The 24,148-nt window shown below is 70.5% G+C and carries 27 protein-coding genes; 8 read left to right on the forward strand and 19 right to left on the reverse strand.

Annotated features, from left to right (window positions below; translation table 11 throughout):
* Positions 1 to 5: 5 nt before the first annotated feature.
* The 4 genes from OG371_RS20360 to OG371_RS20375 all read right to left on the reverse strand — a co-directional run bounded on the left by OG371_RS20360 (position 6) and on the right by OG371_RS20375 (position 3,213).
* Positions 6 to 389, reverse strand: a complete 384-nt coding sequence (locus tag OG371_RS20360; protein ID WP_329073209.1) for a DUF1707 SHOCT-like domain-containing protein — start codon at positions 387 to 389, stop codon at positions 6 to 8.
* 17 nt (positions 390 to 406) lie between these two features.
* The gene (locus tag OG371_RS20365) at positions 407 to 976 is read right to left on the reverse strand and encodes a DUF1707 SHOCT-like domain-containing protein (protein ID WP_329071492.1); all 570 of its coding nucleotides are present in this window, start codon (positions 974 to 976) and stop codon (positions 407 to 409) included.
* A gap of 54 nt (positions 977 to 1,030) precedes the next feature.
* Complete coding sequence (locus tag OG371_RS20370) at positions 1,031 to 2,821, reverse strand: acetyl/propionyl/methylcrotonyl-CoA carboxylase subunit alpha (RefSeq protein ID WP_329071494.1); 1,791 nt, start codon at positions 2,819 to 2,821, stop codon at positions 1,031 to 1,033.
* A 101-nt stretch (positions 2,822 to 2,922) separates the two neighbouring features.
* On the reverse strand, positions 2,923 to 3,213 hold the full coding sequence (locus OG371_RS20375; protein WP_329071496.1) for an SAV_915 family protein: 291 nt from the start codon (positions 3,211 to 3,213) through the stop codon (positions 2,923 to 2,925).
* Between the two features lie 50 nt (positions 3,214 to 3,263).
* Between OG371_RS20375 and OG371_RS20380 the strand changes: the two genes are divergently transcribed.
* Positions 3,264 to 3,992, forward strand: coding sequence for a hypothetical protein (locus tag OG371_RS20380; protein ID WP_329071498.1), 729 nt, complete (start codon positions 3,264 to 3,266; stop codon positions 3,990 to 3,992).
* 43 nt (positions 3,993 to 4,035) lie between these two features.
* Here OG371_RS20380 and OG371_RS20385 read toward each other — a convergent pair whose 3' ends face one another.
* From OG371_RS20385 to OG371_RS20405, 5 genes are all read right to left on the reverse strand, one after another.
* Entirely contained in the window at positions 4,036 to 5,379 is a 1,344-nt protein-coding gene (locus OG371_RS20385) for a dicarboxylate/amino acid:cation symporter (protein WP_329071500.1), read from the reverse strand.
* Between the two features lie 90 nt (positions 5,380 to 5,469).
* The gene (locus tag OG371_RS20390; protein ID WP_329071502.1) at positions 5,470 to 6,099 is read right to left on the reverse strand and encodes a Maf family protein; all 630 of its coding nucleotides are present in this window, start codon (positions 6,097 to 6,099) and stop codon (positions 5,470 to 5,472) included.
* Between the two features lie 691 nt (positions 6,100 to 6,790).
* A complete protein-coding gene (locus tag OG371_RS20395; protein WP_329071503.1) occupies positions 6,791 to 8,413 on the reverse strand; it encodes a DHA2 family efflux MFS transporter permease subunit in 1,623 nt (540 codons plus the stop codon).
* Positions 8,394 to 9,014, reverse strand: a complete 621-nt coding sequence (locus OG371_RS20400) for a PadR family transcriptional regulator (protein ID WP_329071505.1) — start codon at positions 9,012 to 9,014, stop codon at positions 8,394 to 8,396. Before OG371_RS20400 ends, OG371_RS20395 begins: the two co-directional genes overlap by 20 nt.
* Before the next feature lie 321 nt (positions 9,015 to 9,335).
* On the reverse strand, positions 9,336 to 10,631 hold the full coding sequence (locus OG371_RS20405) for an MFS transporter (RefSeq protein WP_329071507.1): 1,296 nt from the start codon (positions 10,629 to 10,631) through the stop codon (positions 9,336 to 9,338).
* A 131-nt stretch (positions 10,632 to 10,762) separates the two neighbouring features.
* Here OG371_RS20405 and OG371_RS20410 point away from each other — a divergent pair, with 131 nt between their 5' ends.
* A complete protein-coding gene (locus OG371_RS20410; protein WP_329071509.1) occupies positions 10,763 to 11,374 on the forward strand; it encodes a TetR/AcrR family transcriptional regulator in 612 nt (203 codons plus the stop codon).
* Between the two features lie 47 nt (positions 11,375 to 11,421).
* On the opposite strand, the gene OG371_RS20415 is transcribed toward OG371_RS20410, so the two are convergent.
* Positions 11,422 to 11,643 carry an acyl-CoA carboxylase subunit epsilon gene (locus OG371_RS20415; protein WP_329071511.1) on the reverse strand — a complete coding sequence of 74 codons (222 nt, stop codon included), beginning with the start codon at positions 11,641 to 11,643 and terminating at the stop codon, positions 11,422 to 11,424.
* A 10-nt stretch (positions 11,644 to 11,653) separates the two neighbouring features.
* Positions 11,654 to 13,291, reverse strand: coding sequence for an acyl-CoA carboxylase subunit beta (locus OG371_RS20420; protein ID WP_329071513.1), 1,638 nt, complete (start codon positions 13,289 to 13,291; stop codon positions 11,654 to 11,656).
* Between the two features lie 72 nt (positions 13,292 to 13,363).
* Here OG371_RS20420 and OG371_RS20425 point away from each other — a divergent pair, with 72 nt between their 5' ends.
* The gene (locus OG371_RS20425) at positions 13,364 to 14,173 is read left to right on the forward strand and encodes a GNAT family N-acetyltransferase (protein WP_329071515.1); all 810 of its coding nucleotides are present in this window, start codon (positions 13,364 to 13,366) and stop codon (positions 14,171 to 14,173) included.
* A 4-nt stretch (positions 14,174 to 14,177) separates the two neighbouring features.
* Here the strand turns inward: OG371_RS20425 and OG371_RS20430 are convergent, their stop codons facing one another.
* Positions 14,178 to 15,068: an SRPBCC family protein gene (locus OG371_RS20430; RefSeq protein WP_329071517.1), complete on the reverse strand. Its 891-nt coding sequence runs from the start codon at positions 15,066 to 15,068 to the stop codon at positions 14,178 to 14,180.
* 54 nt (positions 15,069 to 15,122) lie between these two features.
* Positions 15,123 to 15,539 carry a MarR family winged helix-turn-helix transcriptional regulator gene (locus tag OG371_RS20435; protein ID WP_329071519.1) on the reverse strand — a complete coding sequence of 139 codons (417 nt, stop codon included), beginning with the start codon at positions 15,537 to 15,539 and terminating at the stop codon, positions 15,123 to 15,125.
* A gap of 83 nt (positions 15,540 to 15,622) precedes the next feature.
* Between OG371_RS20435 and OG371_RS20440 the strand changes: the two genes are divergently transcribed.
* A complete protein-coding gene (locus OG371_RS20440) occupies positions 15,623 to 16,171 on the forward strand; it encodes a flavodoxin family protein (protein WP_329071521.1) in 549 nt (182 codons plus the stop codon).
* A 51-nt stretch (positions 16,172 to 16,222) separates the two neighbouring features.
* Here the strand turns inward: OG371_RS20440 and OG371_RS20445 are convergent, their stop codons facing one another.
* Entirely contained in the window at positions 16,223 to 16,576 is a 354-nt protein-coding gene (locus OG371_RS20445) for a winged helix-turn-helix transcriptional regulator (RefSeq protein ID WP_329071523.1), read from the reverse strand.
* Here OG371_RS20445 and OG371_RS20450 point away from each other — a divergent pair.
* On the forward strand, positions 16,575 to 17,513 hold the full coding sequence (locus OG371_RS20450; RefSeq protein ID WP_329071525.1) for an NAD(P)-dependent oxidoreductase: 939 nt from the start codon (positions 16,575 to 16,577) through the stop codon (positions 17,511 to 17,513). The two genes, OG371_RS20445 and OG371_RS20450, sit on opposite strands and share 2 nt — an antisense overlap.
* Entirely contained in the window at positions 17,510 to 18,262 is a 753-nt protein-coding gene (locus tag OG371_RS20455; RefSeq protein WP_329071527.1) for an SDR family oxidoreductase, read from the forward strand. Before OG371_RS20450 ends, OG371_RS20455 begins: the two co-directional genes overlap by 4 nt.
* Here the strand turns inward: OG371_RS20455 and OG371_RS20460 are convergent.
* Positions 18,252 to 18,959 (reverse strand): NAD(P)H-dependent oxidoreductase, encoded by a 708-nt coding sequence (locus tag OG371_RS20460; RefSeq protein ID WP_329071529.1) that lies wholly within the window; start codon positions 18,957 to 18,959, stop codon positions 18,252 to 18,254. The two genes, OG371_RS20455 and OG371_RS20460, sit on opposite strands and share 11 nt — an antisense overlap.
* Before the next feature lie 70 nt (positions 18,960 to 19,029).
* Here OG371_RS20460 and OG371_RS20465 point away from each other — a divergent pair, with 70 nt between their 5' ends.
* Positions 19,030 to 20,013, forward strand: coding sequence for a GlxA family transcriptional regulator (locus tag OG371_RS20465; protein ID WP_329071531.1), 984 nt, complete (start codon positions 19,030 to 19,032; stop codon positions 20,011 to 20,013).
* A 162-nt stretch (positions 20,014 to 20,175) separates the two neighbouring features.
* On the opposite strand, the gene OG371_RS20470 is transcribed toward OG371_RS20465, so the two are convergent.
* The 3 genes from OG371_RS20470 to OG371_RS20480 all read right to left on the reverse strand — a co-directional run bounded on the left by OG371_RS20470 (position 20,176) and on the right by OG371_RS20480 (position 22,640).
* On the reverse strand, positions 20,176 to 21,045 hold the full coding sequence (locus OG371_RS20470) for an NBR1-Ig-like domain-containing protein (RefSeq protein ID WP_329071533.1): 870 nt from the start codon (positions 21,043 to 21,045) through the stop codon (positions 20,176 to 20,178).
* Between the two features lie 89 nt (positions 21,046 to 21,134).
* The gene (locus tag OG371_RS20475) at positions 21,135 to 21,617 is read right to left on the reverse strand and encodes a hypothetical protein (RefSeq protein WP_329071534.1); all 483 of its coding nucleotides are present in this window, start codon (positions 21,615 to 21,617) and stop codon (positions 21,135 to 21,137) included.
* 57 nt (positions 21,618 to 21,674) lie between these two features.
* Positions 21,675 to 22,640: an SMP-30/gluconolactonase/LRE family protein gene (locus OG371_RS20480; protein WP_329071536.1), complete on the reverse strand. Its 966-nt coding sequence runs from the start codon at positions 22,638 to 22,640 to the stop codon at positions 21,675 to 21,677.
* A 222-nt stretch (positions 22,641 to 22,862) separates the two neighbouring features.
* On the opposite strand from OG371_RS20480, the gene OG371_RS20485 reads away from it, so the two are divergent.
* The gene (locus OG371_RS20485; RefSeq protein ID WP_329071539.1) at positions 22,863 to 23,222 is read left to right on the forward strand and encodes a MerR family transcriptional regulator; all 360 of its coding nucleotides are present in this window, start codon (positions 22,863 to 22,865) and stop codon (positions 23,220 to 23,222) included.
* A 5-nt stretch (positions 23,223 to 23,227) separates the two neighbouring features.
* Here OG371_RS20485 and OG371_RS20490 read toward each other — a convergent pair whose 3' ends face one another.
* Positions 23,228 to 24,091, reverse strand: coding sequence for an alpha/beta fold hydrolase (locus OG371_RS20490; RefSeq protein WP_329071541.1), 864 nt, complete (start codon positions 24,089 to 24,091; stop codon positions 23,228 to 23,230).
* Positions 24,092 to 24,148 lie beyond the last annotated feature (57 nt).

Below are 24,148 nucleotides of genomic sequence, written 5' to 3' on the forward strand. Positions count from 1 at the left end.
GTGGATCAGCGCCGTCGCCAGCCGGTGATGAGCAGAATGGCCAGCGGCAGCGCGAAAACCAGGATCAGCCGGCCGCGCGAGAGCACGAAGACCGCGATGGCCAGCACCACGGCGATCGGCACCGCGCTGCGCAGCGCCCACCGCGTCAGCGCGCTCTCACCCACGGGGCGGCCCGGCGCCGGCGCGACGCTGTCCCGCGTCGTGGTCAGCAGCGCGCTCGGCCGCGGCGACGGCAGGTCGTCGAACAGGGGCAGCAGGTCGCTGACTCGTTTCGCAGCCGTCACCTTCGCCGAGCGGGTGCCGTACTCGTCGAAGTCGAGCCGCCCGGTGCGGACGTGCTCGCTGAGGACGTCGAGCGCGTCCTGCCGCTCGTCGTCGCTCAGCCGCATGTCGGTCACGGTGGTCCTCAGCGGTCGAACCGGCGCTGGCGACGGAACTCGTCGCGCATCTCACGACGCCGGTCGCGGTGGTCGAGCCGGTGCTCGCGGTGGTCCATCCGGCGGTCGTCACGGTCCCGGTGGTCGTGGTCCGAGCCGTGGCCCCACAGCGCCCGGCCGAAGATGGTGAACGCGATCGGCAGGGCGATCATCGGCCAGGGGGCGACCACGCCGGTCGAGATGAGCACGATGGCCACCAGCCAGGCCAGCGGCACGATCGAGGCGGCCAGCCGCTGACCGCCGGACCAGCCCCGCGGCGCGGCCACGGCGGTCGACGGCTCCGGCCGGGGAGCCGGGGCCGGGTCCGCCGGTGGCGCCGCGGCGGCCGCGGCCGCGCCGTACGCCGGGTGCGGCTGGGGCAGGTCGGCGAACAGCTCGCCCAGCTCGCCCCGGGTCTTCGCCGCGGTGATCCGGGCCGAGCGCTCGCCGTACTCGTCGATGTCGATCCGCCCGGCGGTCATGTGATCGCCGAGCGCGCTCAGTGCGGATTCCCGCTCCTGGTCGCTGATCCGCAGCTGCGGAGACGGAACCTCTGTCACGTCATCGATGGTAGGCCGCCGAAGGCCCGCGGACCCACGACATTCGGCACAACTTCAGTCCTTGAGCTCCAGCAGTGACGTTCCCTGGGTCACGGCGGCGCCGACCTCGACCGAAAGCCCGGTGACGGTGCCCGCTTTGTGTGCGGTGACCGGGTTTTCCATCTTCATCGCCTCGAGCACCACGATCAGCTCGCCGGCCTCGACCCGCTGGCCCTCTTCGACGGCGATCTTGACGATCGTGCCCTGCATCGGCGCCGTCACCGCGTCACCACTCACGGTCGCCTTCGCGCCGCCCGCACGCTTGCGCGGCTTGGCCTTCGTCGCCGTGGCCGCGCCGCCTTCGAGGGCGAAGCCGCCCGGCAGCGAGACTTCCAGCCGCCGTCCGCCGACCTCGACGACGACGTTCTGCCGCGGCGCCTCTTCTTCGGCGTCGGCCTCGGGCGCGGTGAACGGCTCGATCCGGTTGTCGAACTCGGTCTCGATCCAGTCGGTGTAGACGCCGAAGCCGTTCTCGTCGCCGATGAACGCCGGGTGGTCCACGATCACGCGGTCGAACGGCAGCACGGTCGCCATTCCCTCGACGACCATCTCGGCCAGCGCCCGGCGGCTGCGCTCCAGCGCGTTGGCCCGGTCGGAGCCGGTGACGATCAGCTTGGCCAGCATCGAGTCGAACTGGCCGCCGATCACGCTGCCGGACTCCACCCCGGAGTCGACGCGCACGCCGGGTCCGCTCGGCGTGACGAACTTCGTCACGGTGCCCGGCGCGGGCAGGAAGCCGCGCCCGGCGTCTTCGCCGTTGATCCGGAACTCGATGGAATGGCCGCGCGGCGTGGGGTCTTCGGTGATCCGCAGCTTCTCGCCGCGCGCGATGCGGAACATCTCGCGCACCAGGTCCAGCCCGGTCGTCTCCTCCGAGACGGGGTGCTCCACCTGCAGCCGGGTGTTCACCTCGAGGAACGAGATGGTGCCGTCGGTGGCCACCAGGTACTCGACCGTGCCGGCGCCGTAGTAGCCGGCCTCCTGGCAGATCGCCTTGGCCGAGGAGTGGATCCGGGCCCGCTGCTCGTCGGTCAGGTACGGCGCGGGCGCCTCCTCGACCAGCTTCTGGTGGCGGCGCTGCAACGAGCAGTCGCGCGTGCCGACCACGATGGCGTTGCCGTGCTGGTCGGCCAGCACCTGCGCCTCGACGTGCCGCGGCTTGTCCAGGTAGCGCTCCACAAAGCACTCACCACGCCCGAACGCGGCGACCGCCTCACGCGTGGCGGACTCGAACAGCTCGGGGATCTCTTCGCGCGTGCGCGCCACCTTGAGGCCGCGCCCGCCGCCGCCGAACGCGGCCTTGATCGCCACGGGCAGGCCGTGCTCGTCGGCGAACGCGAGGATCTCGCCGGCGTCCTTCACCGGCTCCTTGGTGCCGGGCACCAGCGGGGCGCCGGCGCGCATCGCGATGTGCCGCGCCGTCACCTTGTCGCCGAGGTCGCGAATGGACTGCGGGCTCGGCCCGATCCAGGTGAGGCCCGCGTCGAGCACCGCCTGGGCGAATTCGGCGTTCTCGGAAAGGAAGCCGTATCCCGGGTGGACGGAGTCCGCGCCGGCGCGCTTCGCCACGTCGAGCAGCTTGTCGATGGACAGGTAGCTCTCCGCGGCCGTGGTGCCGCCGAGCGCGAAGGCTTCGTCGGCCAGGCGCACATGCGGGGCGTCACGGTCCGGGTCGGCGTACACGGCGACACTCGTCAGCCCCGCGTCCTTCGCCGCCCGGATCACGCGGACCGCGATCTCACCCCGGTTGGCGACCAGGACCCTGGTCACCGGACCGCCCGTGCTCGCGACGTCCTGCTCGCTCACCCCGTACCTCCCCGTGTGTCACGTCAGCTCCGCTGCTGGTAATCCGGGAGTCTACGGACCGCCGCATCCGCCGGGATGAGAGCTGGACCACCTCCTTCCGGTTATACCCGCGCCCGGTGGCGCAGCTCGACCGGGAGCTCGGAGTCGAGCACGATCACGTCGTAGGGGTTGACCTGGTGGATCCGCGGCAGGTGCTCGGTGTTGACCATGATCCACGGCTGGTGCTCGCCGCAGCAGTCGACCAGCCGGTCGAGCGCGGTGAAGGCGACCAGCGCCACCCGTCCGTCCGGGGTTCGGCGCAGCTCGACGTTGGCGCCGGTGCCGCCGTCGGTGGTGGCCGACACCGGGCCGGTCGGGAGGTACAGGGCCGGGGGCAGGTTGGGGTTCGTCACGGGGACAACATAGACGGCCACTCAGCGCAAGGTCGCCTACAGTCTCGGATATGGGGACTTCGCTCAAGCGGGCACCACGATCGGCGCTGCTCACCGCGCTGCTCGCGGCCTTGGTGACAGCGGCGGCGCTCGTCGCCGTTGTCGTCTTGCGCTCGCCGCCTTCGCAGGACGGGGCTCCGGGCACAGCGCCGGTCGCCGCTCCGGGGACGGACCAGCCGACGGCCACGACCTGTGGCTCGGGGCCGTGCCGTGAGCTGGCAGCGATGACCGTCGGCGGCACCCCGGTCTCGTTGCTGGCCGACGCCACCGGCGGCTGGGGCCACGTGCGCGTCGGAGCGAAGCCGGACACCGAGTTCGAGCTGGCGATCTCCGGGATGGGCGCGAAGCTCGCGGCGAACTCGCTCCAGTGCATCGCCGGGACCACGTCCGCCTGCCTCGTGCGCGGCACCGTCAGCGGCGGCGCTTTCGGCGAGCTGCTGATCGAGTCGAACGGCGTCTGGCGCGACTTCGGCCAGCCCTACTTCGCCGACGCCGGCACGCTTTCCCTCGACGACGTCGACCAGGACGGCCGCCCGGACCTGGTCCTCGTCCGCCACGAGTGCCCCGGCTCGACCCCGGGCACGCCGACCTGCCAGGCCGCGCCCGTGCTCGCCGAGGTCTACCAGCTGAGCGGCGACATCCTCGGCTGCACGCGGAAGGTGACGTCGCCTTCGCAGCTGCGCGGCTGGCCCGAGGTCCAGGTGCGGCGCAGCGAGCTTTCCACCTGCCCCTCCTCGTGAGTGGCTATGCCGGTTCTAACCGGCATAGCCACTCACGAGCCTTTTAGGCCGGGGCAGGGACTTTCGCTTCCGGCTGGGAGGCCTGGGGACGTTCGGCCGGGGCGTTGAGCACCTCGTCGTCCAGCAGGCCCTCGCTGCGCGCCACCACCGTCGGGACCACGATCTGGCCCGCGACGTTCGTGGCTGTGCGCATCATGTCCATGATCGGGTTCACCGAGTAGATCAGCGCGATGCCGAGCGCGACCTGCTTGGCGTCCAGGCCGATGAACGCGGTGGTCAGGGTGAGCGCGGTCAGCCAGCCGGTGGTGCCGGCCGTGGCCAGCGCGCCGAGGACCGCGACCGCGACGATGCCCGCGTACTGCCCGAAGCTCAGCTGCACCCCGGCCAGGTTCGCGATGAAAATGGCGCCGATGGCCGGGAAAACGGCCGCGCAACCGTCCATTTTGGTCGCACTGCCGAGCGGGGTGGCGAACGCCGCGTAGGCCGGGTCGACCCCGAGGCTCACCGCGGACTGGCGGGTCAGCGGCAGCGTCGCGGACGAGGACTGCGAGGCGAACGCGAACTGGATCGCCGTGCCCGCCTTGGCGAAGAACTTCACCGGGCTGACCTTCGCGACGAACCGCAGCAGGATCGGGTAGACGACGAACAGGACCACCAGGCAGCCCGCGTAGACCGCGAGCGTGGCCGAGAGCAGCGGGCGGAACAGCGCGTCGCCGTAGTTCGACACCGCCGCGCCGATCAGGCCGAGGATGCCGAGCGGGGCGAGCCGGACGATCCAGCCGAGGTAGCGCTGGACGATTTCGAAGACGCTGGTGGTGAAGTCCACGAACGGCTTCGCGCGGTCACCCAGGCTGTACGCCGCGGCGCCGATCAGCACGGCGAGGAAGAGCACCTGCAGCGTGTTGCCGTCGGCGAAGGCGGAGAAGAAGTTCTTCGGCAGCAGGCCGTTCACGAACGCGTCCCACGAACCCCAGCTGCTCACGCTCTTCGTGGCCTTGTCGGCGTTTTGCGCCGTGGCGGCGACCCCGGCGCCCAGCCCGCCCGAGCCCGGGTCGAACAGCCGTCCGGCGGCGATGCCGATGAGCGAGGCGATCAGCGACGTGATGGCGAACCACAGCACCGTCTTGCCGCCGAGCCGGGCGGCCGTCCGTCCGCCGCCGAGTTTGCGCAGGCTGGTGATGCCGACGACGATCGCGGTGAAGACCAGCGGGATCACCGCGATCTGCAGCAGCGTGGTGAAGATCGTGCCGATCTGGTCCAGCAGGTCGGTCAGCCAGCCGGCGCCCGTCGTCCGCGCGAGGATGCCGACAGCGGCTCCGACGACAAGCGAGCCGAGTACCGCAGCCGCGAAGACACGCGGTCGCGTGTAGGTCCGGACGAAGGACACGAGGCCACCCCCAGGGGTCGAAAGTTCCCGTTGGGCCCGGTTTGGGCCCTCGTGAACTCTTCCTGGTCACTCGTTCGGGTGACAGTGCTCTCAGAATGTGGACGTCCGCCAGAGATCCACGACACTCACGCCGACCTCGCCCAGTAACCGGCGCACCAGCGGCAGGCTGAGGCCGATCACGCTCGACGGGTCGCCCTCGATGCCCTCGACGAACCAGCCGCCCAGTGCGTCGAGGGTGAAGGCGCCCGCGACCTGCAGTGGCTCGCCGGTGGCGATGTAGGCCTCGATCTCCTCTTCGGTCGGGCGTCCGAAGTGGACGGTCGTGCGCCGGGTGCCGGCGGCCTCCTTGACGCGCCGGCCGCCGTCGATGCGGATCAGGGCGTGCCCGGTGAGCAGCTCGCCGGACCGTCCGGCCATGTCCGCCCAGCGTCGCCGGGCGACCTCGGGCGTACCGGGCTTGCCGACCATCTCGCCGCCGATCGACAGCATCGAGTCACAGGCGACGATCACCGAGTCGGCATGGGTGCCGGCGACGGTTTCGTAGACGGCCTCGGCCTTCGCTTTGGCCAGCGCCGTGACCAGTTCGTCGGGCGCGGGATCGGTGAGCGCGGCGGCCACCGCGTCCTCGTCGACACCGGACACGACAACGCTCGGGTCGAGACCGGCGCTGCGCAGCAGCATGAGGCGGGCGGGGGACTGGGAAGCGAGAACGAGGCGCACGGCAGGAAAGTTACCGCCCACCCCCGCTGATACCGAATTGTGACCCGCGACACTCGATCGTGGAGTTAGTTTGTTGTTGCTCGCAACATATCTGTTTGAGGGCTCCCGGAGGGAAAACGATGCCACACCTCCGCACCAGACGCGTACGACCATCTTCGACGGCGTCACCGCTGACGCCGGGAAGGGCACGACGGTGACCTATGACAGTGCGGGTGACGGAATCGGCTCGTCCCACCAGGTCGCGGTCGCTGTGGTGGGCAAAGCTCCGCACACCGAAGGGCGGCGTGCCCGACCCAGCGGTGGCTGCCTCGGCGCCGAAGACTTCAGCACCTTCACGAAGCTGACGGCTGGTTGGGCTCGCTCTGGCGCTGGCGGGCTTGGCAACGCTCGGTCTCGCTTCGCTGCTCGCTCCATGGCTCTCTCCACGGCTGACGGACCTGGCTTCACGTGGTCCACGGTCGACCGGCCCGGCCGCGCCTGGCGTCGCGGCGCGGTGTTGAGGCCCGGTCGCGCTTGGCTGGGTGGCGCGGCCCAGAGACCCGGCAGCGCTCGTTCGGCTCGGGTGGTTGCGGCGTTGTGCAGTCGCTATTGACCTTTCTCCCGCGGTAAAGCGTGACGGCCCCCGGCTCTGGCTCCCGCACCAGGGTCCGGGGCCGTCACGTGTTTTGCGGGGCGAGCTGGTGGGGGCGGGTCAGGCCGCCGCGGGGGCTTCGGAACCCGTGGGGGCGGGGGATTGGGGACGGGGAGGTGTGGCGCGGCGCATGACTGCTGCCGCGGCGACGCCCAGGATTAGGACGGCGATCGGCAGGATCAGGGTCGTGCGGGCGGCGTCGGTGAGTCCATTGTGGACGGCCTCGGTGGCGAGGCGGCCGGCTTGGGCGGCGAGGTCCGCGGGCAGGCCCGGGATCGGCGCGGGGCCCGAGGACGAGCCGAACTCGCCGGTGGACGCCGCGGCGTGCGCGATGCCCTCGGCGAAAGGCGCGCGGTACGGCTCCGGGAGCTGGGCCGCGGCGGTGGTCGCCTCGTCGGCGATCGACGCGCTGATCCGGGCCTGAAGCAGCACGCCGATGGCCGCGCTGCCCAGCACGCCGCCGACCTGGCGGGCGGTGTTGAAGATGCCCGAGGCCGTGCCCGCGAGCCGGGGCTCGACCGCGCTCATCGTCAGGTTGCTCATCGGCGAGAAGATGCAGCCGATGCCGAGGCCGCACACCAGCAGCGCCGGGATCAGCGCCCACGGGCTCGTGTCCGGCCGGGCCTGCAGCGCGATGATGCCGATGCCCAGCGCGAGCAGCGAAAGCCCCGCCATCACCAGGTACTTGCCGTTGACCTTGTCCGACGCGCGTCCCACGAACGGCGCCAAGATCCCCGAAACCAGCGACATCGGCGCGGTCAGCGCGCCGGCCAGCGTCGGGCTCAGGCCGAGCACCGTCTGGATGTAGATGATCAGCGGCAGGAACATGCCGGTCATCGTGAAGCCGACGGTGGTCGCGGTCAGGGTGCCCGCGGAGAAGTTCCGGTTCGCGAACACGTTCAGCGGCACCAGCGGTTCCTTGCGGTTGAACCGTTGCCACAGCACGAACGCGATCAGCAGCAGCACCCCCGCGCCGATGATCTCGAACACGGTGATGCCCCCGAACGCGGTGCCCCAGTCGTACTGCTGGCCGTTCTGCACGCCGAAGACGACGAGGAACAGCCCGGCCGCCGAGAGCAGGATCCCGAGCACGTCGAACGAGTGCGAGTGCTTCGGCTGCCAGTCCGGCACCAGCACCAGGACCAGCACGATCGCGATGACGCCGATCGGCACGTTGACGTAGAAGATCCACTCCCAGCCGAAGTGGTCCACCAGCACGCCGCCCAGCAGCGGGCCGGCGATCGTGGCCAGGCCGGCGACGCCGCCCCACATGCCCATGGCCGGGCCGCGCTTGGCCGGCGGGAACAGGTGCGTGATGAACGCCAGGGTCTGCGGCGTCATCAGCGCCGCGCCGAGGCCCTGCACCGCGCGGGCGGTGATCAGCATTTCGACGTTGCCGGACATGGCGCACCACAGCGAGGCGCCGGTGAACACCACGAGCCCGGCGAGGAAAACCCGCTTCGGCCCGAAGCGGTCGCCGAGCCGGCTGGTGAACAGCATCGGCACCGCGTAGGTGAGCAGGTAGACGCTGATCACCCAGACGACCGCGTTCAGCCCCGAGTTGAGCTCCCGCAACATGTTGGGGATCGCGATGGACACGATGGTGGTGTCCAGCAGGATCATGAAGAAGCCGAGGCACAGTGCGCTGAGCGCGGCCCAGGGATTAGCTTGTCTTGCGTTCATGACTTTCCTTGGTGACGAGGCTGAGCGGGGTTTCGGTGTCCTGGAACCGGATGCGGCCCGAGGAGAGGTCGGCGAGCAGCTGCTCGGCCCACTCGAGCTCGAAGGCCCGCTGGGCGGCGAGGTAGCGGAAGTCGAGCCAGTAGATCTCCGGTGTGCCGTCGGTCGAGAGGCGCTTGAGGATCACCTGGTCGGCGGCGACGCCGGCCCGCAGCTTGTTGAGGCGGTGCTCCAGCTCCACCAGCGCGATGTCCGGGCCAAGGTCGTCGATCACCGCCAGCCCGCTGAGGAACTGCGGGTACTCCTGCACGACGTCGCCGAGCATCTCGCGGGCCCGCTGCTGGAAGGCGTCCTTGCCCTCGGCGGTCATCGCATACACCGTCCGCTCCGGGCGTCGCCCGTCGCGCTGGGTGTTGACGACCTCGACGAATCCGTTCTGCTGCAGGCGTTCCACGGTGTGGTAGAGCGAGCCGGCCTTGAGCTTGACCCGGTTGTCGACGTACCGCTCGCGCATCAGCTGCGCCATCTCGTACGGGTGCATCGGATTTTCGTGCAGCAGCTCCAGCACAGCGACGCCCAGCGGGGTCAGTTTCGCTGCGGCCATGCTCAGTGATCCTTTCGGGTGATCCTTGTCGGTTATTCCGTGTGGACTATACGGCTTCGGGTAACGGGGGTCCAGGGGGGTCTGCCCTGGTGAGCGCCCTGTCGCTGTCCGTGAGGCCAGCCGGTGATGATGGGATTGAGGGTACGAGGGGGGACCGACAAAAACGGATCGCCGACTAAGTGGGGCCGGGGGAGCTTCGCGGTGATCAAGGGCCGGTGTCGGTCGGGGTGGCGCAGAAAACCCCGCCGCGGCCCAGGCGGCGACGGCGGGGTTTCCCTGAACCAGCCCGGGAATCACCCCGGAACCAGCTCGTGAGGACAGTCAGTCGACGGAGCTGGTGGCCTCCGCGACCTGCCGGGTCCGGCGTCCGCGCAGGGAGTACCAGCCCGCGATGCCCGTGCCGAGCGTCAGGGCGGCGGCGCTCAGGCCCAGTGACCAATGCACGCCCACCGCTGCGCCGAGCAGGCCGACGGTGAAGCCACTGCCCGCGCGCAGGCCGTTCGCGGAGACGTTGTAGACGCCGATGACCCGGCCGCGGTCGGCGGGTTTCGCGAGCAGCTGCACGACGGTCTGGCCGATGGACATCGACGCCAGGTTGGCCACGCCGCCGATGACCAGCAGGGCCAGCGCGATCGGATAGCTGGCCGTCATCGCGAAGAACAGGCTCGAGACGCCGTAGATCGCGGTGCTCACCACGGCCGCGCGCACGCTCGGTTTGATCTTGCCGGTCGCTTCGAGCAGGATTCCGCCGATCACGCCGCCGGCGCCGTTCGCGAAGAGCAGGACGCCGTAGGCCGTGCCCGCGCTGCCCGCGCCGAGGTCCTGGGCGAAGATCGGCATCGAGCTCTGCAGCGAGGCGCCGACGAAAAACGCGCCGAGGCCCGCGAGCACGATCATGCCGATCATGGTCGGGTCGGCCCGGACCTCCCGCAGCACCCGGATCGAGTCGAGCAGGCCGACGCGCTGGCGCGGCTTGATGCCGCCGTCGCGGGTGTGCCCGGTGAACTTGGTGCGGAACAAGAAGATCGTCAGCGGCAGGTAGAACGCGACGTTCGCGAAGATCCCGGCCACCGGCCCCAATCCGAGCAGCAGCGCCGAGCCGACCACGGGGCCGAACAGGATGCCGAGGCTGCGGAAGGTGGCGTTGAGCCGGACCGCGCTCGGCAGTTCCTCCGGGCCGACGAAGTCGTGCAGCATCAGCTGTTCGCCCGGGCCCCAGACCGCGCCCGCGCAGCCGTGCAGCACCAGCAGCACGCAGGCTTCCCACACTTGGAGCGAGTCGGTCAGGAACAGCACGCCCCAGGTGACCGAGACGGCCATGAACAGCACCTGCGCCGCCTGGATGATCCGGCGGCAGTCGTGCCGGTCGGCCAGCGAGCCGAAGTACACCGAGAACAGCAGGAACGGCACCCAGTGGCTGATCACCTCGAACCCGGCGAGCGCGGGCGAGTGGAACTTCTCCCACAGCACCCAATAAGTGATGACGTGCTCGATGTTGTCGGCCATCATCGCCAGCGCGGTGCCGAACAGGTACGGGCGGCAGTCCTTGTTGTAGAGCGCGGCGAATTTACGCGGCCGCGGTCCCGGCGCCGTTGCTGCCTCAACGGCCTCGGGCACGTGTCCGGGCACGCCGCAGGCGACACACACAGTTACCCCCTTTGCCGGCGCTGGACGCCGGATTGTCTTTCCCCGGGGAAACGCTAGACGCAACGTTGCGTCTTGTCTAGAAGTCGCTAGACTTCCGCGGCGTGGGAGAGATCACGGTGGCGGACGACCAGGCGCGCCGGCATCACGGCAACCGGCACGGGCGCAGCGAGCAGGCCCGTGAGGCGGTGCTCAACGCGGCCGACGACCTGCTGGTGGAGCACGGGTTCGCGGGCCTGACCATGGAGAAGATCGCGGTACGGGCCGGGGTCGCGAAACAGACCATCTACCGCTGGTGGCCGTCCAAAGTGGACGTCCTGTTGGACGCGCTCGGCGACGACCTGGCGCAGGAGCTGACCCCGCCGGACCACGGAGACCTCCGCCGCGACCTGCGGGAGCACCTCGCCGCCGTCGCGGAGTTCCTGACCACGGCGCACGCGGGGGCGGTGCTGCGGGCCCTGCTCGGCCAGGCCCAGCACGATCCGGAGCTGGCCACCCGGCTGCGCGCCGGGCATCTGCTCGACCAGCGGGCGCGCGACCGGCTGCCCTTCGAACGCGCGGTGGCGCGCGGCGAGCTGGCCGCCGGAACCGATCTGGACGACGCGGTGGAACGGCTGGTCGGGCCGGTCCACTACCGCGTGCTGGTGACTGGGGATGCGGTGCCGCGGTCGTTTACCGATGCACTGGTGGACCGGGTGACTCGTGAGTGTTTGTGACGGTTAGAACCGGCATGAACACTCACGAGTCAGCGTGGCGGCGGCGGTCAGCGGGGCAGCGCCGAAGCGCGCCAAGCCCCTTCCCCAGGGTGAAGCGGGGCGCGAAGCTGCGCAGCCCGGTCACCCCACCACGACGTCCGCCGAGCCGGGCCAGGTGAAGCGGCCGCGGACGAGGCAGCCGCAGCCGCCACGACGGCCGTGAGCGCCGCGAGTTCCGCGTCGTCCGGGTGGCCGCGGACGACGCGCAGCAGCGGGCGGGCGTCGGTCATCGGGGGCTCCTCACAGGGGGATGTTGCCGTGCTTCTTCGGCGGCAGGGTCTCGCGCTTGTTCCGCAGCAGCGAGAGCGCCTTCGCCACATGGCCGCGGGTGTGCGCGGGCACGATGACCGAGTCGACGTAACCGCGTTCGGCCGCGGCGTACGGGTTCAGGAGCGTGTCCTCGTACTCCTGGATCAGCTCGGCGCGGAGAGCGTCGACATCGCGCCCCTCGGCCGCGGCGTTCGCCAGGGTCTTGCGGTGCACGATGTTCGCCGCTCCCTGCGCGCCCATCACGGCGACCTGCGCGGTCGGCCAGGCCAGGTTGACGTCGGCGCCGAGGTGCTTCGAGCCCATCACGTCGTACGCGCCGCCGTACGCCTTGCGCGTGATGACGGTGATCAGCGGGACCGTCGCCTCCGCGTACGCGTAGATCAGCTTCGCGCCGCGGCGGATGATGCCGTTCCACTCCTGGTCGGTGCCGGGCAGGAAGCCGGGCACGTCGACGAAGGTGAGCACCGGGATGTTGAACGCGTCGCAGGTCCGCACGAACCGCGCCGCCTTCTCCGACGCCGCGATGTCCAGGCAGCCCGCGAACTGCGTGGGCTGGTTCGCGACCACGCCGACGCTGCGGCCGTCCACCCGGCCGAAGCCGACCAGGATGTTGGGCGCGAACAGCTCGTGGACCTCGAGGAACTCGCCGTCGTCCAGCACGCGCGTGACGACCTCGTGCATGTCGTACGGGGTGTTCGGCGAGTCCGGGATGATCGTGTCCAGCTCGCGGTCGGCGTCGGTCACGTTGTCGAAGAACCCGGCCGGCGCGTCGCCCGGCTCGAAGACCGGCGCCTCGGACAGGTTGTTCTGCGGCAGGTACGAGAGCAGCTCCTTGACGTACGCGATCGCGTCCTCGTCGTCGGAGCCCAGGTAGTGCGCGACGCCGGACTTGGTGTTGTGCGTGCGCCCGCCGCCCAGCTCCTCGAAGGTCACGTCCTCGCCGGTCACGGTCTTGACCACGTCCGGGCCGGTGATGAACATCTGCGAGGTCTCGTCCACCATCACGACGAAGTCGGTCAGCGCGGGGGAGTAGACGTGCCCGCCCGCGTTCGCGCCCATGATCAGCGAGATCTGCGGGATCACGCCCGAGGCCAGGGTGTTGCGGCGGAAGATCTCGCCGTAGAGACCGAGCGAGACGACGCCCTCCTGGATGCGCGCGCCGCCGCCCTCGTTGATGCCGATGATCGGCTGGCCGGTCTTGATCGCCAGGTCCATCACCTTGACGATCTTCTCGCCGTAGACCTCGCCGAGCGCGCCGCCGAAGACGGTGACGTCCTGGGAGAACACGCACACACCACGGCCGTCGACGGTGCCGTAGCCGGTCACCACGCCGTCGCCGTACGGGCGGTTCTTCTCCAGCCCGAAGTTCGTCGAACGGTGTCGCGCCAGCTCGTCGAGTTCGACGAACGAGCCCTCGTCGAGCAGCAGGTCGATCCGCTCGCGCGCCGTTTTCTTGCCCTTGGCGTGCTGCTTCTCGATCGCGCGCTCGGATCCGGCGTGGACCGCTTCGTCGTACCGGCGATAGAGGTCCGCGAGCTTGCCGGCCGTCGTGTGGATGTCCGGTTCTTCCTCGGGCGGGGTCCCGAGCGGCTGCGTCGCACTGCTCATGGATCCGCAGCCTAGCTACTGCCGGGTCGCCACGCGTGTGGCGTAGGCCTCGTCCCGGCCTAAGCTGGCGGCGTGCCGTTCGCCGTTCGCCCGATCGGGCCCGCCGACCTGTCCGCCTGCCTCGACCTGGCCGCCGCCCGCGGCTGGCCGCGCGATTCGCGCAAGTGGTCCGTGGTGCTCGACGTCGGCCGCGGGTTCGGCGTCGACGCCCCGGACGGAGGCCTGGCCGCCACGGTCGTGCTCACCAAGACCGGTCCGCTCGCGTCGATCTCGATGATGGTGGTCGCGTCCCGCTTCGAACGCCAGGGCCTCGGCCGGCGGCTGATGACCGACGCGCTGGCCGAGTCCGGCGAAGCGGTCGTGACCCTGCACGCCACGGAGGCCGGCCGTCCGCTGTACGAGTCCATGGGCTTCATCGCCGACGGCGGCTGCCGGGGTCACGTCGGGTCCCTCGCCGACGACGGTGGCCCGGCGTCCCGGCCGATCGCGCCGCCCGACCTGACCCGCGTGTACGAGCTGGACGCCGAGGCCATGGGCTTCGACCGCCGCGCGCTGCTCGAACGGCTGTTGTTCGACGCCGAGCACGTCCACGTCACCGAATCCAGCTACGCGCTGGGCACGGAGTCCGAGGGCCGCACCGTGATCGGCCCGATCGTCGCGGCCGACGAGGAGCAGGCCCGCGCCCTGGTCCGCGGGATCGCCCGGGCCGCGGGCGGCGAGGTCCGCGTCGACGCCGATCTCGGGCAGCCCGGCCTCGGCGAGTGGCTGGTCGCCCGCGGTCTGACCCCGCATGATCCGGCGCCGCGGTTGGTGCTGGGTGGCAAGCCTCTGCCCGGCGACGCCGCCCGCCGGTTCGCGGCGTACAACCGCGCGCTCGGCTGAGGGGCTATTCCTTAGCCAGCAAGGAATAGTGCTTCGTGACCGCTTCCACCCGGTCGGCGGGCCACGGCTCCGGCTCGACGCCGAAGGTGCGGGCGAACAGCGCCGCCAACTGTTCGTGCCGGGCGGCCAGCAGCTCCGGGAGCAGTGCGGACAGCTCTTCCGGAACGGTCTGAGTGAACGACGCGCGGACGCCGTCGAGCGGGTCGAGCAGCAGCTCCCAGCGCACGCGTCCGGCCGGTTTTCCGTTGTGCAGCCAGGTGTATTCGAGCACCTCCGGCTCCACGGACTCGGTCACCTCGCCGTCGCCCGGGCCCGGCAGCAGCGACCAGACGTCGGCCAACGGCTTCCAGACCAGGTCGTGGCGGAAGCGGATCAGCGTGCCGCCGTTGAGGACTTCACCCTCGTCGACGCCGAATTCCTCGGTGTACGAGGACATCCGCTCGTGCCAGCCGTCCGGCGGGGTCGGCTCGCGGCCGTCGAGGCGGGCGCCGAGCGTGTCGAGGCAGGTGTCCCAGCCGGCGGCGGTGCGGCCGGCGGCGAGCCGGGCGATCGCGGACTCGCCGCGGTTGAACGTGTGGGTGAACTCGAGCAGGCAGCCGTCGCCGTCGGGCGTGAGCTCGATGCGCAGGACGTCGGAGTTCCAGGAGAATTCGAACACCCGCGGCGGGTCGAAGGTGAGCACCTGGCCCTCGCTGGACTCGGTCGCGCCCTCGAAGGTGAACTCGATCGTGGCCCCCGGCTCGAACTCGCCGCTCATCGCCGCGGGGAACCAGTGCTTCAGCTCGGCCGGATCGCTGACCATCGGCCAGACCCGCTCAGGGCTGTGCCGCAGCCGGCGCTCCAGGCGGAGCACCGGCCGGTCGCCGACGGTCTCGAGCTGTGCGCGTGCGGGCACGACGTCCTCCTCGGGTAGCCAGTGCCCGTACATAACCATCAAGGCATATACGTGTCAAGCCGGTCGGATGGCGGCCACGGCCTCGGCCAGCGTGGGGTCCGCGGCGGCCTGGTCGAGTGCCGCGGCGAGGATTTCGCGGTAGGTCGGCTCGGTTTCGGCGTGGCGGGCGAGGCCGGCGTCGGTGATCACGGAGTAGACGCCGCGGCGGTCGTCCTCGCAGATGTCCCGGAAGGTCAGCCCGCCGTCCTCCAGTCGCGCGACCATGCGGCTGACGGAGCTCTGGTTCAGCCCGACCGCCTCGGCCAGCTCCTGCATGCGCAGCCCGCGCTTCTCGGCCGCGGCCAGCTTGCCGAGCGCGCGGTATTCCGAGAGGCCGAGCCCGTGCCTGCGGTGCAACGCCTTCGTCAGCTCCTGCTCGATGCGCGCGTGCAGGGCCAGCATCCGTCCCCAGGCCTCTTCGTCGGTGCGCATGTGTCCTCCTCGCTTGACTCGAGAGTATATGCAATGACAACATCTGTATGCACATGCATATATTTCACCCGAGGAGGGATCGCATGACGGATCGAAGCTTCCTGTTCCTGGTGGCGGCGGCGCGGGCCGGCGGCAACACCGAGATGCTCGCGCGGCGGGCCGCGGCGGAGATTCCGCGCGGGACGGCGCAGACCTGGCTCCGGCTGCCGGAGCTGCCGCTGCCCGCGTTCGAGGACCGGCGGCACGGCGGCGGCGACCACCCGGTGCCCGAAGGCAACGAGAAACTGTTGATGGACAACACTTTCGCGGCCACCGACCTGGTGATCGCCTCGCCCGTCTACTGGTACTCGGTGGCGGCGAGCGTGAAGCTGTACCTCGACTACTGGTCCGGCTGGATGCGCCGCCCGGAGGCGGAGTTCAAGGCCCGGATGAAGGGCAAGACGCTGTGGGGCGTCAGCGTGCTGAGCGAGGGGCCGGAGCAGGCGGACCCGCTCGTGGGCACCCTGGAGAAGACCGCGGACTACCTGGGGATGCGATGGGGCGGTGTGTTGCTGGGCAACGGAAGCCGTCCCGGTGACGTGCTCCGCGACGAGGTCGCGATGAAGGCCGCGGGCACGTTCTTCACCGGCTAGCGCTCGTGAGTGTTCATGACGGTTCTAACCGTCCTGAACACTCACGAGTCTTCAGTGCTGGGGAGCCGGTTCGACGCCCCGTCGTCCGGCGATGTGCCGCATGTTGCTCTCGCCCCAATCACCCAGCGGCAACAGCGCGGTGTTGAGCGCCTGGCCGCGTTCGGTCAGCGAATACTCGACGCGCAGCGGGATTTCCGCGTGCGCCTCGCGGTGCACGATCTCGTCGTGCTCGAGTTCTCGCAGCGACTGGATGAGCATTTTCTCGCTGATCCCGCGGACACTGCGCTTCAGCTCGCCGAACCGCAGCGGCTCCTCGTGCAGCGCCCAGAGGACCAGCGACTTCCAGCGGCCGCCGATCACGTCGATGGCCGCGTCCAGGCCGCAGTTGTAGCTGCGTGGCTGCATGCTCGATCCTTACGTTCTGGTGGGCACCCCACCTATTAGTCGGTACTTGTCCCCAGTAAAGCGGGGCAGCAGCATCGGTGCCATGGAAAAGATTCCGAAGCCGGTGAGTGTGCTGGGGCTGGGCCGGATGGGCTCGGCGCTCGCCGGGGCCCTGCTGGGGGCCGGGCACGAGGTGACGGTGTGGAACCGGTCGCCGGGCAAGGCCGCCGCGCTCGCCGGGCGCGGGGCGAAGGTGGCGGGAAGTGTCGCCGAAGTCACCGGCCTCGTGCTCACTTGTCTGTCCACATACGACGATCAACAGGAGGTGCTCGACCGGATTTCGCCGGGAACGGTTCTGGTGAACCTCACATCCGGAACGCCCGAACAGGCGAGGACGGCCGCCAAATGGGCCGCCTCGCGCGACATCGCGTACGTCGACGGGGTGATCATGGCCGTGCCGCAGGGCATCGGCGGCCCGTCGGCGAACATCCTTTACGGCGGCGCGGAAGCGGTGCTCGCCGAGGTTCGGCCGGTGCTGGAATCCCTTGGCGCCGTTACGTATCTCGGCGAGGACGTCGGCCTGCCCGCGCTGTACGACCTCGCGTTGCTGGGCATCATGTGGTCGACGATGAGCGGATACCTGCACGCGCTCGCGCTCGTCGGGACCGAGGGGGTCACGGCCGAACGGTTCACTCCGCTCGCGCTCGGCTGGCTCGACGCGGTCAAGAGCTTCCTGCCGCCCATGGGCGAGGAGACCGCCACCGGCGCTTACGAAACTGAAGTGTCCGCTTTGGACATCAACGCCGCAGGACTGGCCCTCCTCGTCGAGGCCAGCCGGGCGCAGGGCATCAGCACTGCGGTGCCGCGGCCGATCCGCGAGTTGTTCGACCGGGCGGTGGCGCAAGGCCATGGCGCGCACGGGATTTCCAGCGTTTTCGAGGTGATCAAGCAGTCATGAGGTTCCTGGGGAAGAAGGCCGTGGTCACGGGCGGCACGCACGGGATGGGGCTCGCCGTCGTGCGTGCCCTGTTGGACGGCGGCGCCGAGGTGCTGCTGACCGGCCGCGACGAGAAGAACCTGGCCGGCGCCAGGGCCGAGCTGTCCGGGAAGGTGCACGTCGTCGGCTCGGACGCGGCCGATATCAGCGAGGTGGCGAAGCTCGGCGAGACTGTGCGGCAGACGCTCGGCGAGGTGGACCTGGTGTTCGTCAACGTCGGCTTCTCGTCGCTCCTGCCGCTGCCGGACGTGACGGCCGAGGGGTACGACCACACGTTCGCCGTCAACACCCGTGGTGCCTACTTCACCGCGCAGCACCTGGCGCCGCTCGTCCGGCGCGGCGGCTCGTTCGTCTTCACGACGTCGGTCGCCACCGGCTCGGGATTCCCGGGCATGAGCGTCTACGCCGGTGCGAAGGCCGCCGTACGCGCCTTCGCCCGCGGCTTTGCGGCGGAGCTGGCGCCAAGCGGCGTACGCGTGAACGTGGTCAGCCCCGGGTTCATCAACACCCCGTCGATGGGCGTCACCGGGCTGCCGGCCGAAGTGATGCAGGCGTTCAAGGAGCAGGGTGACGCCGTGACGCCGTTGAAGCGCCACGGCACGGTCGACGAGGTCGCCGCCGCGGTGCTGTTCCTGGCCTTCGAGGCGACGTTCACCACCGGGTCCGAGCTGGCCGTCGACGGCGGTCTCGGGGAGCGCCTCACGGTGTGAGGCACTGGTGCACAGCCATCCCGGTGCGGCCGGGGGCCAGTTCCGGGCGCAGGACGAAATCGCGGTCGTAGTCACCGCCGTTCTGCGTCCGGAACGGCAGCGGGGCCGTGGTCGGCAGGGCCCGCAAACGCTTGCGCAGCAGCTCGGCGGCCTCGGTGAAGCCGTCCTGAGAGAGCCGGTCGGCGCCGTAGACTGCCAGCGGCGGCAGCACGGACATCCCGGCGTAGAAGAGGGTGCCGTGCTGAAGCCCGAACAGCAGCTCGTCGAGCGGGCCGTTCACGCCACGCGGCCCGAGGCTCGGCTCTCGACCGCCGGCCGTGACGACAACGAGCGCGCGCTTTCCGGCCAGCACGCCTTCGCCGTAGCGCAACGTGCGGCCATCTTCGCCGCGTACGTCATAGGCGTAGCCCTTCACGAAGACGCGGTCGAACCAGCCCTTCAAGATCGCGGGCGTGCCGTACCACCAGAGCGGGAACTGGACGATCACCGTGCCGGCCCAGGCCAGCTTGTCCTGCTCGGCGCGGACGTCGGCCGGGGTGGTGCCGACCTGCTCGACCACCGGGTTCCAGCCCATGGCGTACAGATCGGACTCGCGCACGTCGTGGCCGAGCGAGCGCAGCGTGGCCAGGCCCTCGTCACGCAGCGCGCCGCCGAGGGACCGGGGTTCGGGGTGGGCGAAGATCCACAACACGTTCATGCCGCCAGGTTCTCTCCGCGGCCGGCCTCGAACCAGTGGCCCGATGGACAACCTGTGCAAGAATCGGGCCATGTCCGTCTTCCGCCATCCTGACCGGCACCACGTCGCCGTGCTGGTCCGGCCCGGCCTGCTCGTGATGGAGCTGGGCATCGTCCACCGGCTCTTCGGCCAGGCGCGCTCGGCCGAGGGCGAGCCGCTGTACGAGGTGGTCACCTGCACTCCCGAGCCCGGAGAGCTGCGCACCGACTCCGACGTGCGGATCCCGGTCCCGATCGGGCCGGAGGCGGTGGCCGAGGCCGACACGGTGATCATCCCGGCGTCCTCGATCGAGTACGAGCCGAACGCCCGCCGGATCACGCCGCCGGTGCGCGCGGCGATGGACCTGATCCGGCCCGGCACGCGGATCGCGTCGATCTGCACCGGCGCGTTTGTGCTCGCCGCCATGGGTTTGCTCGACGGCCGGAGCGCGACCACCCACTGGAAGTCCGCGTGCGACTTCCAGCTGGAGTACCCGCGGGTGCGGCTGAACCCGGACGTGCTCTACACCGAGGACGGCAACGTCTTCACCTCCGCCGGCGTCGCCTCCGGCATCGACCTCTGCCTGCACCTGATCCGGCGTGACTTCGGTGCGGCGGTGGCCAACGAGGTCGCGCGCGGCACCGTCGTGTCACCGCACCGCGAGGGCGGGCAGGCGCAGTTCATCCGACGGCCGGTGCCGGAGCCGCAGTCCTCTTCGACCAACGCTGCGCGGGCGTGGGCGCTGGAGCACCTGCATCGGCCGTTGACCCTGCGCGAGCTGGCGGCGCGGGAGTCGATGAGCACCCGGACGTTCACCCGCCGCTTCCGCGACGAGGTCGGGATTTCCGCCCTGCAATGGCTCACCCAGCAACGTGTGGAACGGGCGCGTCGGCTGCTGGAGGAGACGGAGCTGCCGATCGACCGCATCGCGGCGGAGTGCGGGTTCGGCACCGCGGCCTCGCTGCGCCAGCACCTGCAGAGCGCGCTCGGGGTCTCGCCCAGCGCGTACCGGAGCACGTTCCGCCGCTCGGCCTGAAGCCGGCGGTCCGTGGTGGCGCCTCACGGGGAGCCGCCACCACGGACCGACCCCCAGAGAAGGCGGAAGACGGGGGACGGTCGTCTTCTGCGCGCCAAGCCACTGCCCATCCTGGTGCGGGCGGGCGGGTGTTCGGTACCGGTCTGACAGAATCTGACAGCGTCAGGGAACGACCGTGACCAGCACGTACACCGGACGGCGCGTGGTGAAGAACTCCCGGCCCGCCGCGTCGACCATCTTCCAGCCGATCCAGCAGCGGCCCGGTTTTTCGGCGGCGGTCAGCGGCACGCTGATCATCACGTGGTCGCCGGGCGGGGTGTCGCCGATCAGCACCCGGTCCGGCGTGCGGCAGGCGCCGGGCGCCGGCGGCAGGTCCATCCGCTGCAGGTAACGCTCGTGCCACGGGATCGAGCCGGTGTTCTGGATCTCCCACACCTTCAGCACGGTCGTGCCGGCGCGCACGGCGGTGCCGTCGGGCACCGTCACGTCGCCGACGAACTTCGTGTTGTCACCCTTGATCCGGGCGCCGAGGTCGACGGCCGGGGCCACGCTGTCGAGCCGGCCGGTCAGCGCCAGCGTGGCGACCGCGGCGAGCACCAGGACCACGGCACCGGCGACGATCAGCGCGGTCTTTCGCTTCGGCCGCCGCCGCTTTGCTGGTGGCGCGAGCCGGATGTCCCCGGTTTCCGCGACGTCCGGGCTCGGCGCGTCGAGCACGGTCGCGTGCCCGACCGCCTCGCCGCTCGTCTGGACGGTGGTGGTCGCCGGGGTGAGGCCCTTCAGCTCCTCCCACCGCCGCCGCCACGGCGCCTCGTCCGCGCCGCAGGCCTTCACGAACTCGCGGGTCGTCTCCCAGGACGGGAAGCGGATGCCCTTGACGGCCTCGTGCAGGGTGGTGTGGGAGATGCAGCCGGAGCGCTCGGCCATCTTGCGGAACGACGGGTCCCCGGCGCTCGCCCGCAGCGCGGCCAGCTCGGTGGCCAGCACCTCGGCCTTGGCGGGCCGTCCGGACGTCGGGCCGTCGTCGCCCATGGCCGCTCCCGGGTGTCAGATCCGCTGAATCTGACAATTCTGACACCTCGTCCGAGCCGCCCGGCACCGCCTCACCCAGCCGTCCCGCCTCAGCCGGCGAGGCGCTGGAAGTCCATGGTCCAGTTGGTCTCCCAGGCCTGGCCGCCGTCGGCGGAGAACGCCTGCTCCCACCGTGCGGTCGTCGCGGAGATGTTGGACCAGCGGAAGCGGCAGCGCACTTCGGCCCCGTCGTGGAAGTCGTCGCCCTCGAACGCGCCGGTCCCGTCCGGGCCGAAGCGGCCGACCACGGGCGGGGTGAGACGGCCGTCTCGGCTGCTGGCCCAGTTGAGCGACCACTCGTCGCGCTCGGGGTCGTAGAGGCGCAGGGTCAGGCCGCGGAAGCCCTTGGTGGGGAAGACGATCTCGTCGAAGTGCGCGCCGCCGTCGAAGATCCGGCCGGTGCTCACCGAAACCCCGGGGAAGGTGTCCCATTCGGTGCCGCCGGTCAGCGGCGCGAGCAGCCGCCGGTTGGTCACCTCCCAGGTGCCGATGAGGAAGTCGAAATCGCCGTAGCCGGTGGTTTTCGTGGTCATGCCGGGACGCTAACCGGGCTCCACTGACAGGGAGCGTCAGTGGAGCCCGGGGCGGTTTCAGCGCAGCGGCAGGCTTTCCAGCGTGAACACCGGGCTGGTCAGCGGCGCCCCGTAGAGGAACGTGTCGAACTGGGAGTTGGTCACCAGCAGCCGGTCCCCGCTCGCCGCGATGCCGGTGGGGGTGTCGGCCCCGGGGTAGGTGCGTTCGGACAAGACGGTGGCCCGGGTGTAATCGGGGGAGAGGCGCACGGTGGCGATTTCGGTGTCCACCGAGCGGGCGACGTACAGGGTGTTCCCGCGCAGCACCATGCCGTCGGCGCTGGTCAGGGCGGGAGCGTCGATCTTGCGGACCTCGCCGGTGGCCAGGGTGAGCCGGTAGAGCGCGCCGCTGTTCCAGTAGCCCACGATCAGGGACCGGCCGTCCGGGGTGGCGACGATGCCGTTGCCGTTGGACGTGCCGGCCACGTAGTCGGGCAGGTGGTAGGCCACTTGCAGGGGCCGGTGGGCGCCGGCGGCGGGGGCGTGCACCTCGGCCGCCGGGATCCGGTAGACCACGGCGCGGAACGAGTCGGTGACGTAGACGTCCCCGTCGGCGGCGACGGCCGCGTCGTTGACCAGGGTCTTGTCCGCGCCGGCGACGGTGTAGTCGGAGACGAGCTGCCCGGCGCTGGTGTAGACGAAGAAGTGCCCGGTGAACCCGCCCGCGAGCAGCAGGCGGTCGCCGTCGAGCTTGACCCCGGTGACCTGGGTGCGGCCGTTCTGCCCGGCCGGCAGGAAGGGGTCGAGCGTCTTCGCGCCGACGCGTCCTCTGTAGACGGTGCCGTCCGCCATGCTCGCGGTGTAGACGTAACGGTGGTCGGCCGCGACGCTCTCGGGGAAGACCTGGCTGCCGTTGACCGTGATCGTGCGGTCGCCGTTTTCGTGGGCCTGGGCGGCGGTGGCGGGAATCGTGAGGGCGGCCAGTCCGGCGGACGCCGCGGTGAGGGCGTACAGCGCGCGGCGCCAGGTGGTGCGGGTGGACATCGTGAGGGACCTTTCCGGTTGACGGGCTCACGCGTTACCAATCCGACCGGAAGTAGGCGGATACGGGCTGCAGCCGATCTGCTCGCCGGAACCTGTTTCCGCCGTGGCTGTAGTCGGATTGGTAACGAACTACGCTGTACGCTAAAACCTCACATCCATGTGAGAGACAAGTCCGTATGGCGCAGGTCACGCGGGCGGTGGCCCGGCGAGGAAGTGGCGGACATGCGCATCGGGGAACTCGCGCAACGCAGCGGCGTCAGCATCAGGTCCCTTCGTTATTACGAGGAACAAAGGCTGCTGGTGAGCGAGCGCAGCCCGCGTGGGCAACGCCATTTCCGCGAGGAAGCCGTCGACCGGGTCCTGTTCGTGCAGCGCCTCTACGCCGCCGGGCTGTCCAGCCGCACCATCCTGGAACTGCTGCCCTGCGTGGACTCGCCGAGCTTCGACAACTCCACGGCCGCGCTGGAGCGGATGGCCCAGGAGCGCGAAAGACTCTCCGCCCACATCGTCGAACTCCTCGAAACGCGGGACGCGCTCGACGAGACGATGGCCCGGGCCCGCCGCCTCCAGCCGTCCGGATAGGACGGTCAGCGGTCCAGTAGTCCCCGCAGCGCCTTGACCACCTCGGCCGGCGCCTCCTCGGCCATGAAGTGCCCGCAGGTCACCGTCCGGTGGACGAGGTCGGGCGCCCATGGCCGCCACAGCGCGGTGGCGTCGTAGCCCAGTGCCGCGCCCCAGTCCTGCTGCATCACGGTGACGGGCATGCGCAGGTGATTGCCGGCGTCGCGGTCGGCGGTGTCGTGCTCGACGTCGATGGTCGCCGAAGCCCGGTAGTCGGCGACGATCGAGGGGACGGCGTTTCGCGAGGCTTCGAGGTACGCGGCGCGGACGTCGGCCGGGATCGCCGCCGGGTCGTTGGCCCAGAGATCCAGGAAGTAGCCGAAAAACGCGTCGGGCGCGGCGCCGATCAGCTGCTCGGGCAGGCCCGTCGGCTGCGCCATCAGGTAAAGGTGGAACGCGACGGCGGCGCTGGTGCCGTGCAGGACGTTCCACATGTCCAGAGTCGGCAGCACGTCGAGGATGGCGAGGTGGCTGACCGCTTCGGGGTGGTCGAGGCCGGCGCGGATCGCGACCAGCGCGCCCCGGTCGTGCCCGGCCAGCGCGAAGCGCTCGTGTCCGAAAGCGCGCGCGAGGGCGACGATGTCGGCGGCCATCGTGCGCTTGGAGTAGGCCTTCCCGTCGGTGTCGGCGGGCTTGTCGCTGTCGCCGTAACCGCGGAGGTCGGGGCACAGGACGGTGTGGTCGGCGGCGAGGTCGGCCGCGACGTGCCGCCACATCAGGTGCGTCTGCGGGAAGCCGTGCAACAGTACGACGGGAGATCCACTGCCCGCGACGGCGACGTTCAGTGACACGTGGTCGGCGACGGGCACCCGTTGGAGATCGAAGTTCATGGCCCCAGCCTGCGCCCGGCCAATCAGCGTTCGATCAGCGCGGACTCAGTGGTTACA

Source organism: Amycolatopsis sp. NBC_01480 (assembly GCF_036227205.1).
Classification (GTDB): Bacteria; Actinomycetota; Actinomycetes; order Mycobacteriales; family Pseudonocardiaceae; genus Amycolatopsis.

Coding starts and splice junctions, on each gene's coding strand:
- OG371_RS20360 (WP_329073209.1), bottom strand. CDS start 389: ATGCGGCTGAGCGACGACGAGCGGCAGGACGCGCTCGACGTCCTCAGC.
- OG371_RS20380 (WP_329071498.1), top strand. CDS start 3,264: ATGGGGACTTCGCTCAAGCGGGCACCACGATCGGCGCTGCTCACCGCG.
- OG371_RS20395 (WP_329071503.1), bottom strand. CDS start 8,413: ATGAACGCAAGACAAGCTAATCCCTGGGCCGCGCTCAGCGCACTGTGC.
- OG371_RS20400 (WP_329071505.1), bottom strand. CDS start 9,014: ATGGCCGCAGCGAAACTGACCCCGCTGGGCGTCGCTGTGCTGGAGCTG.
- OG371_RS20415 (WP_329071511.1), bottom strand. CDS start 11,643: ATGACCGACGCCCGCCCGCTGCTGCGCGTCGTCCGCGGCCACCCGGAC.
- OG371_RS20420 (WP_329071513.1), bottom strand. CDS start 13,291: ATGAGCAGTGCGACGCAGCCGCTCGGGACCCCGCCCGAGGAAGAACCG.
- OG371_RS20435 (WP_329071519.1), bottom strand. CDS start 15,539: ATGCGCACCGACGAAGAGGCCTGGGGACGGATGCTGGCCCTGCACGCG.
- OG371_RS20440 (WP_329071521.1), top strand. CDS start 15,623: ATGACGGATCGAAGCTTCCTGTTCCTGGTGGCGGCGGCGCGGGCCGGC.
- OG371_RS20450 (WP_329071525.1), top strand. CDS start 16,575: ATGCTCGATCCTTACGTTCTGGTGGGCACCCCACCTATTAGTCGGTAC.
- OG371_RS20445 (WP_329071523.1), bottom strand. CDS start 16,576: ATGCAGCCACGCAGCTACAACTGCGGCCTGGACGCGGCCATCGACGTG.
- OG371_RS20455 (WP_329071527.1), top strand. CDS start 17,510: ATGAGGTTCCTGGGGAAGAAGGCCGTGGTCACGGGCGGCACGCACGGG.
- OG371_RS20460 (WP_329071529.1), bottom strand. CDS start 18,959: ATGAACGTGTTGTGGATCTTCGCCCACCCCGAACCCCGGTCCCTCGGC.
- OG371_RS20465 (WP_329071531.1), top strand. CDS start 19,030: ATGTCCGTCTTCCGCCATCCTGACCGGCACCACGTCGCCGTGCTGGTC.
- OG371_RS20470 (WP_329071533.1), bottom strand. CDS start 21,045: ATGGGCGACGACGGCCCGACGTCCGGACGGCCCGCCAAGGCCGAGGTG.
- OG371_RS20475 (WP_329071534.1), bottom strand. CDS start 21,617: ATGACCACGAAAACCACCGGCTACGGCGATTTCGACTTCCTCATCGGC.
- OG371_RS20480 (WP_329071536.1), bottom strand. CDS start 22,640: ATGTCCACCCGCACCACCTGGCGCCGCGCGCTGTACGCCCTCACCGCG.
- OG371_RS20485 (WP_329071539.1), top strand. CDS start 22,863: ATGCGCATCGGGGAACTCGCGCAACGCAGCGGCGTCAGCATCAGGTCC.
- OG371_RS20490 (WP_329071541.1), bottom strand. CDS start 24,091: ATGAACTTCGATCTCCAACGGGTGCCCGTCGCCGACCACGTGTCACTG.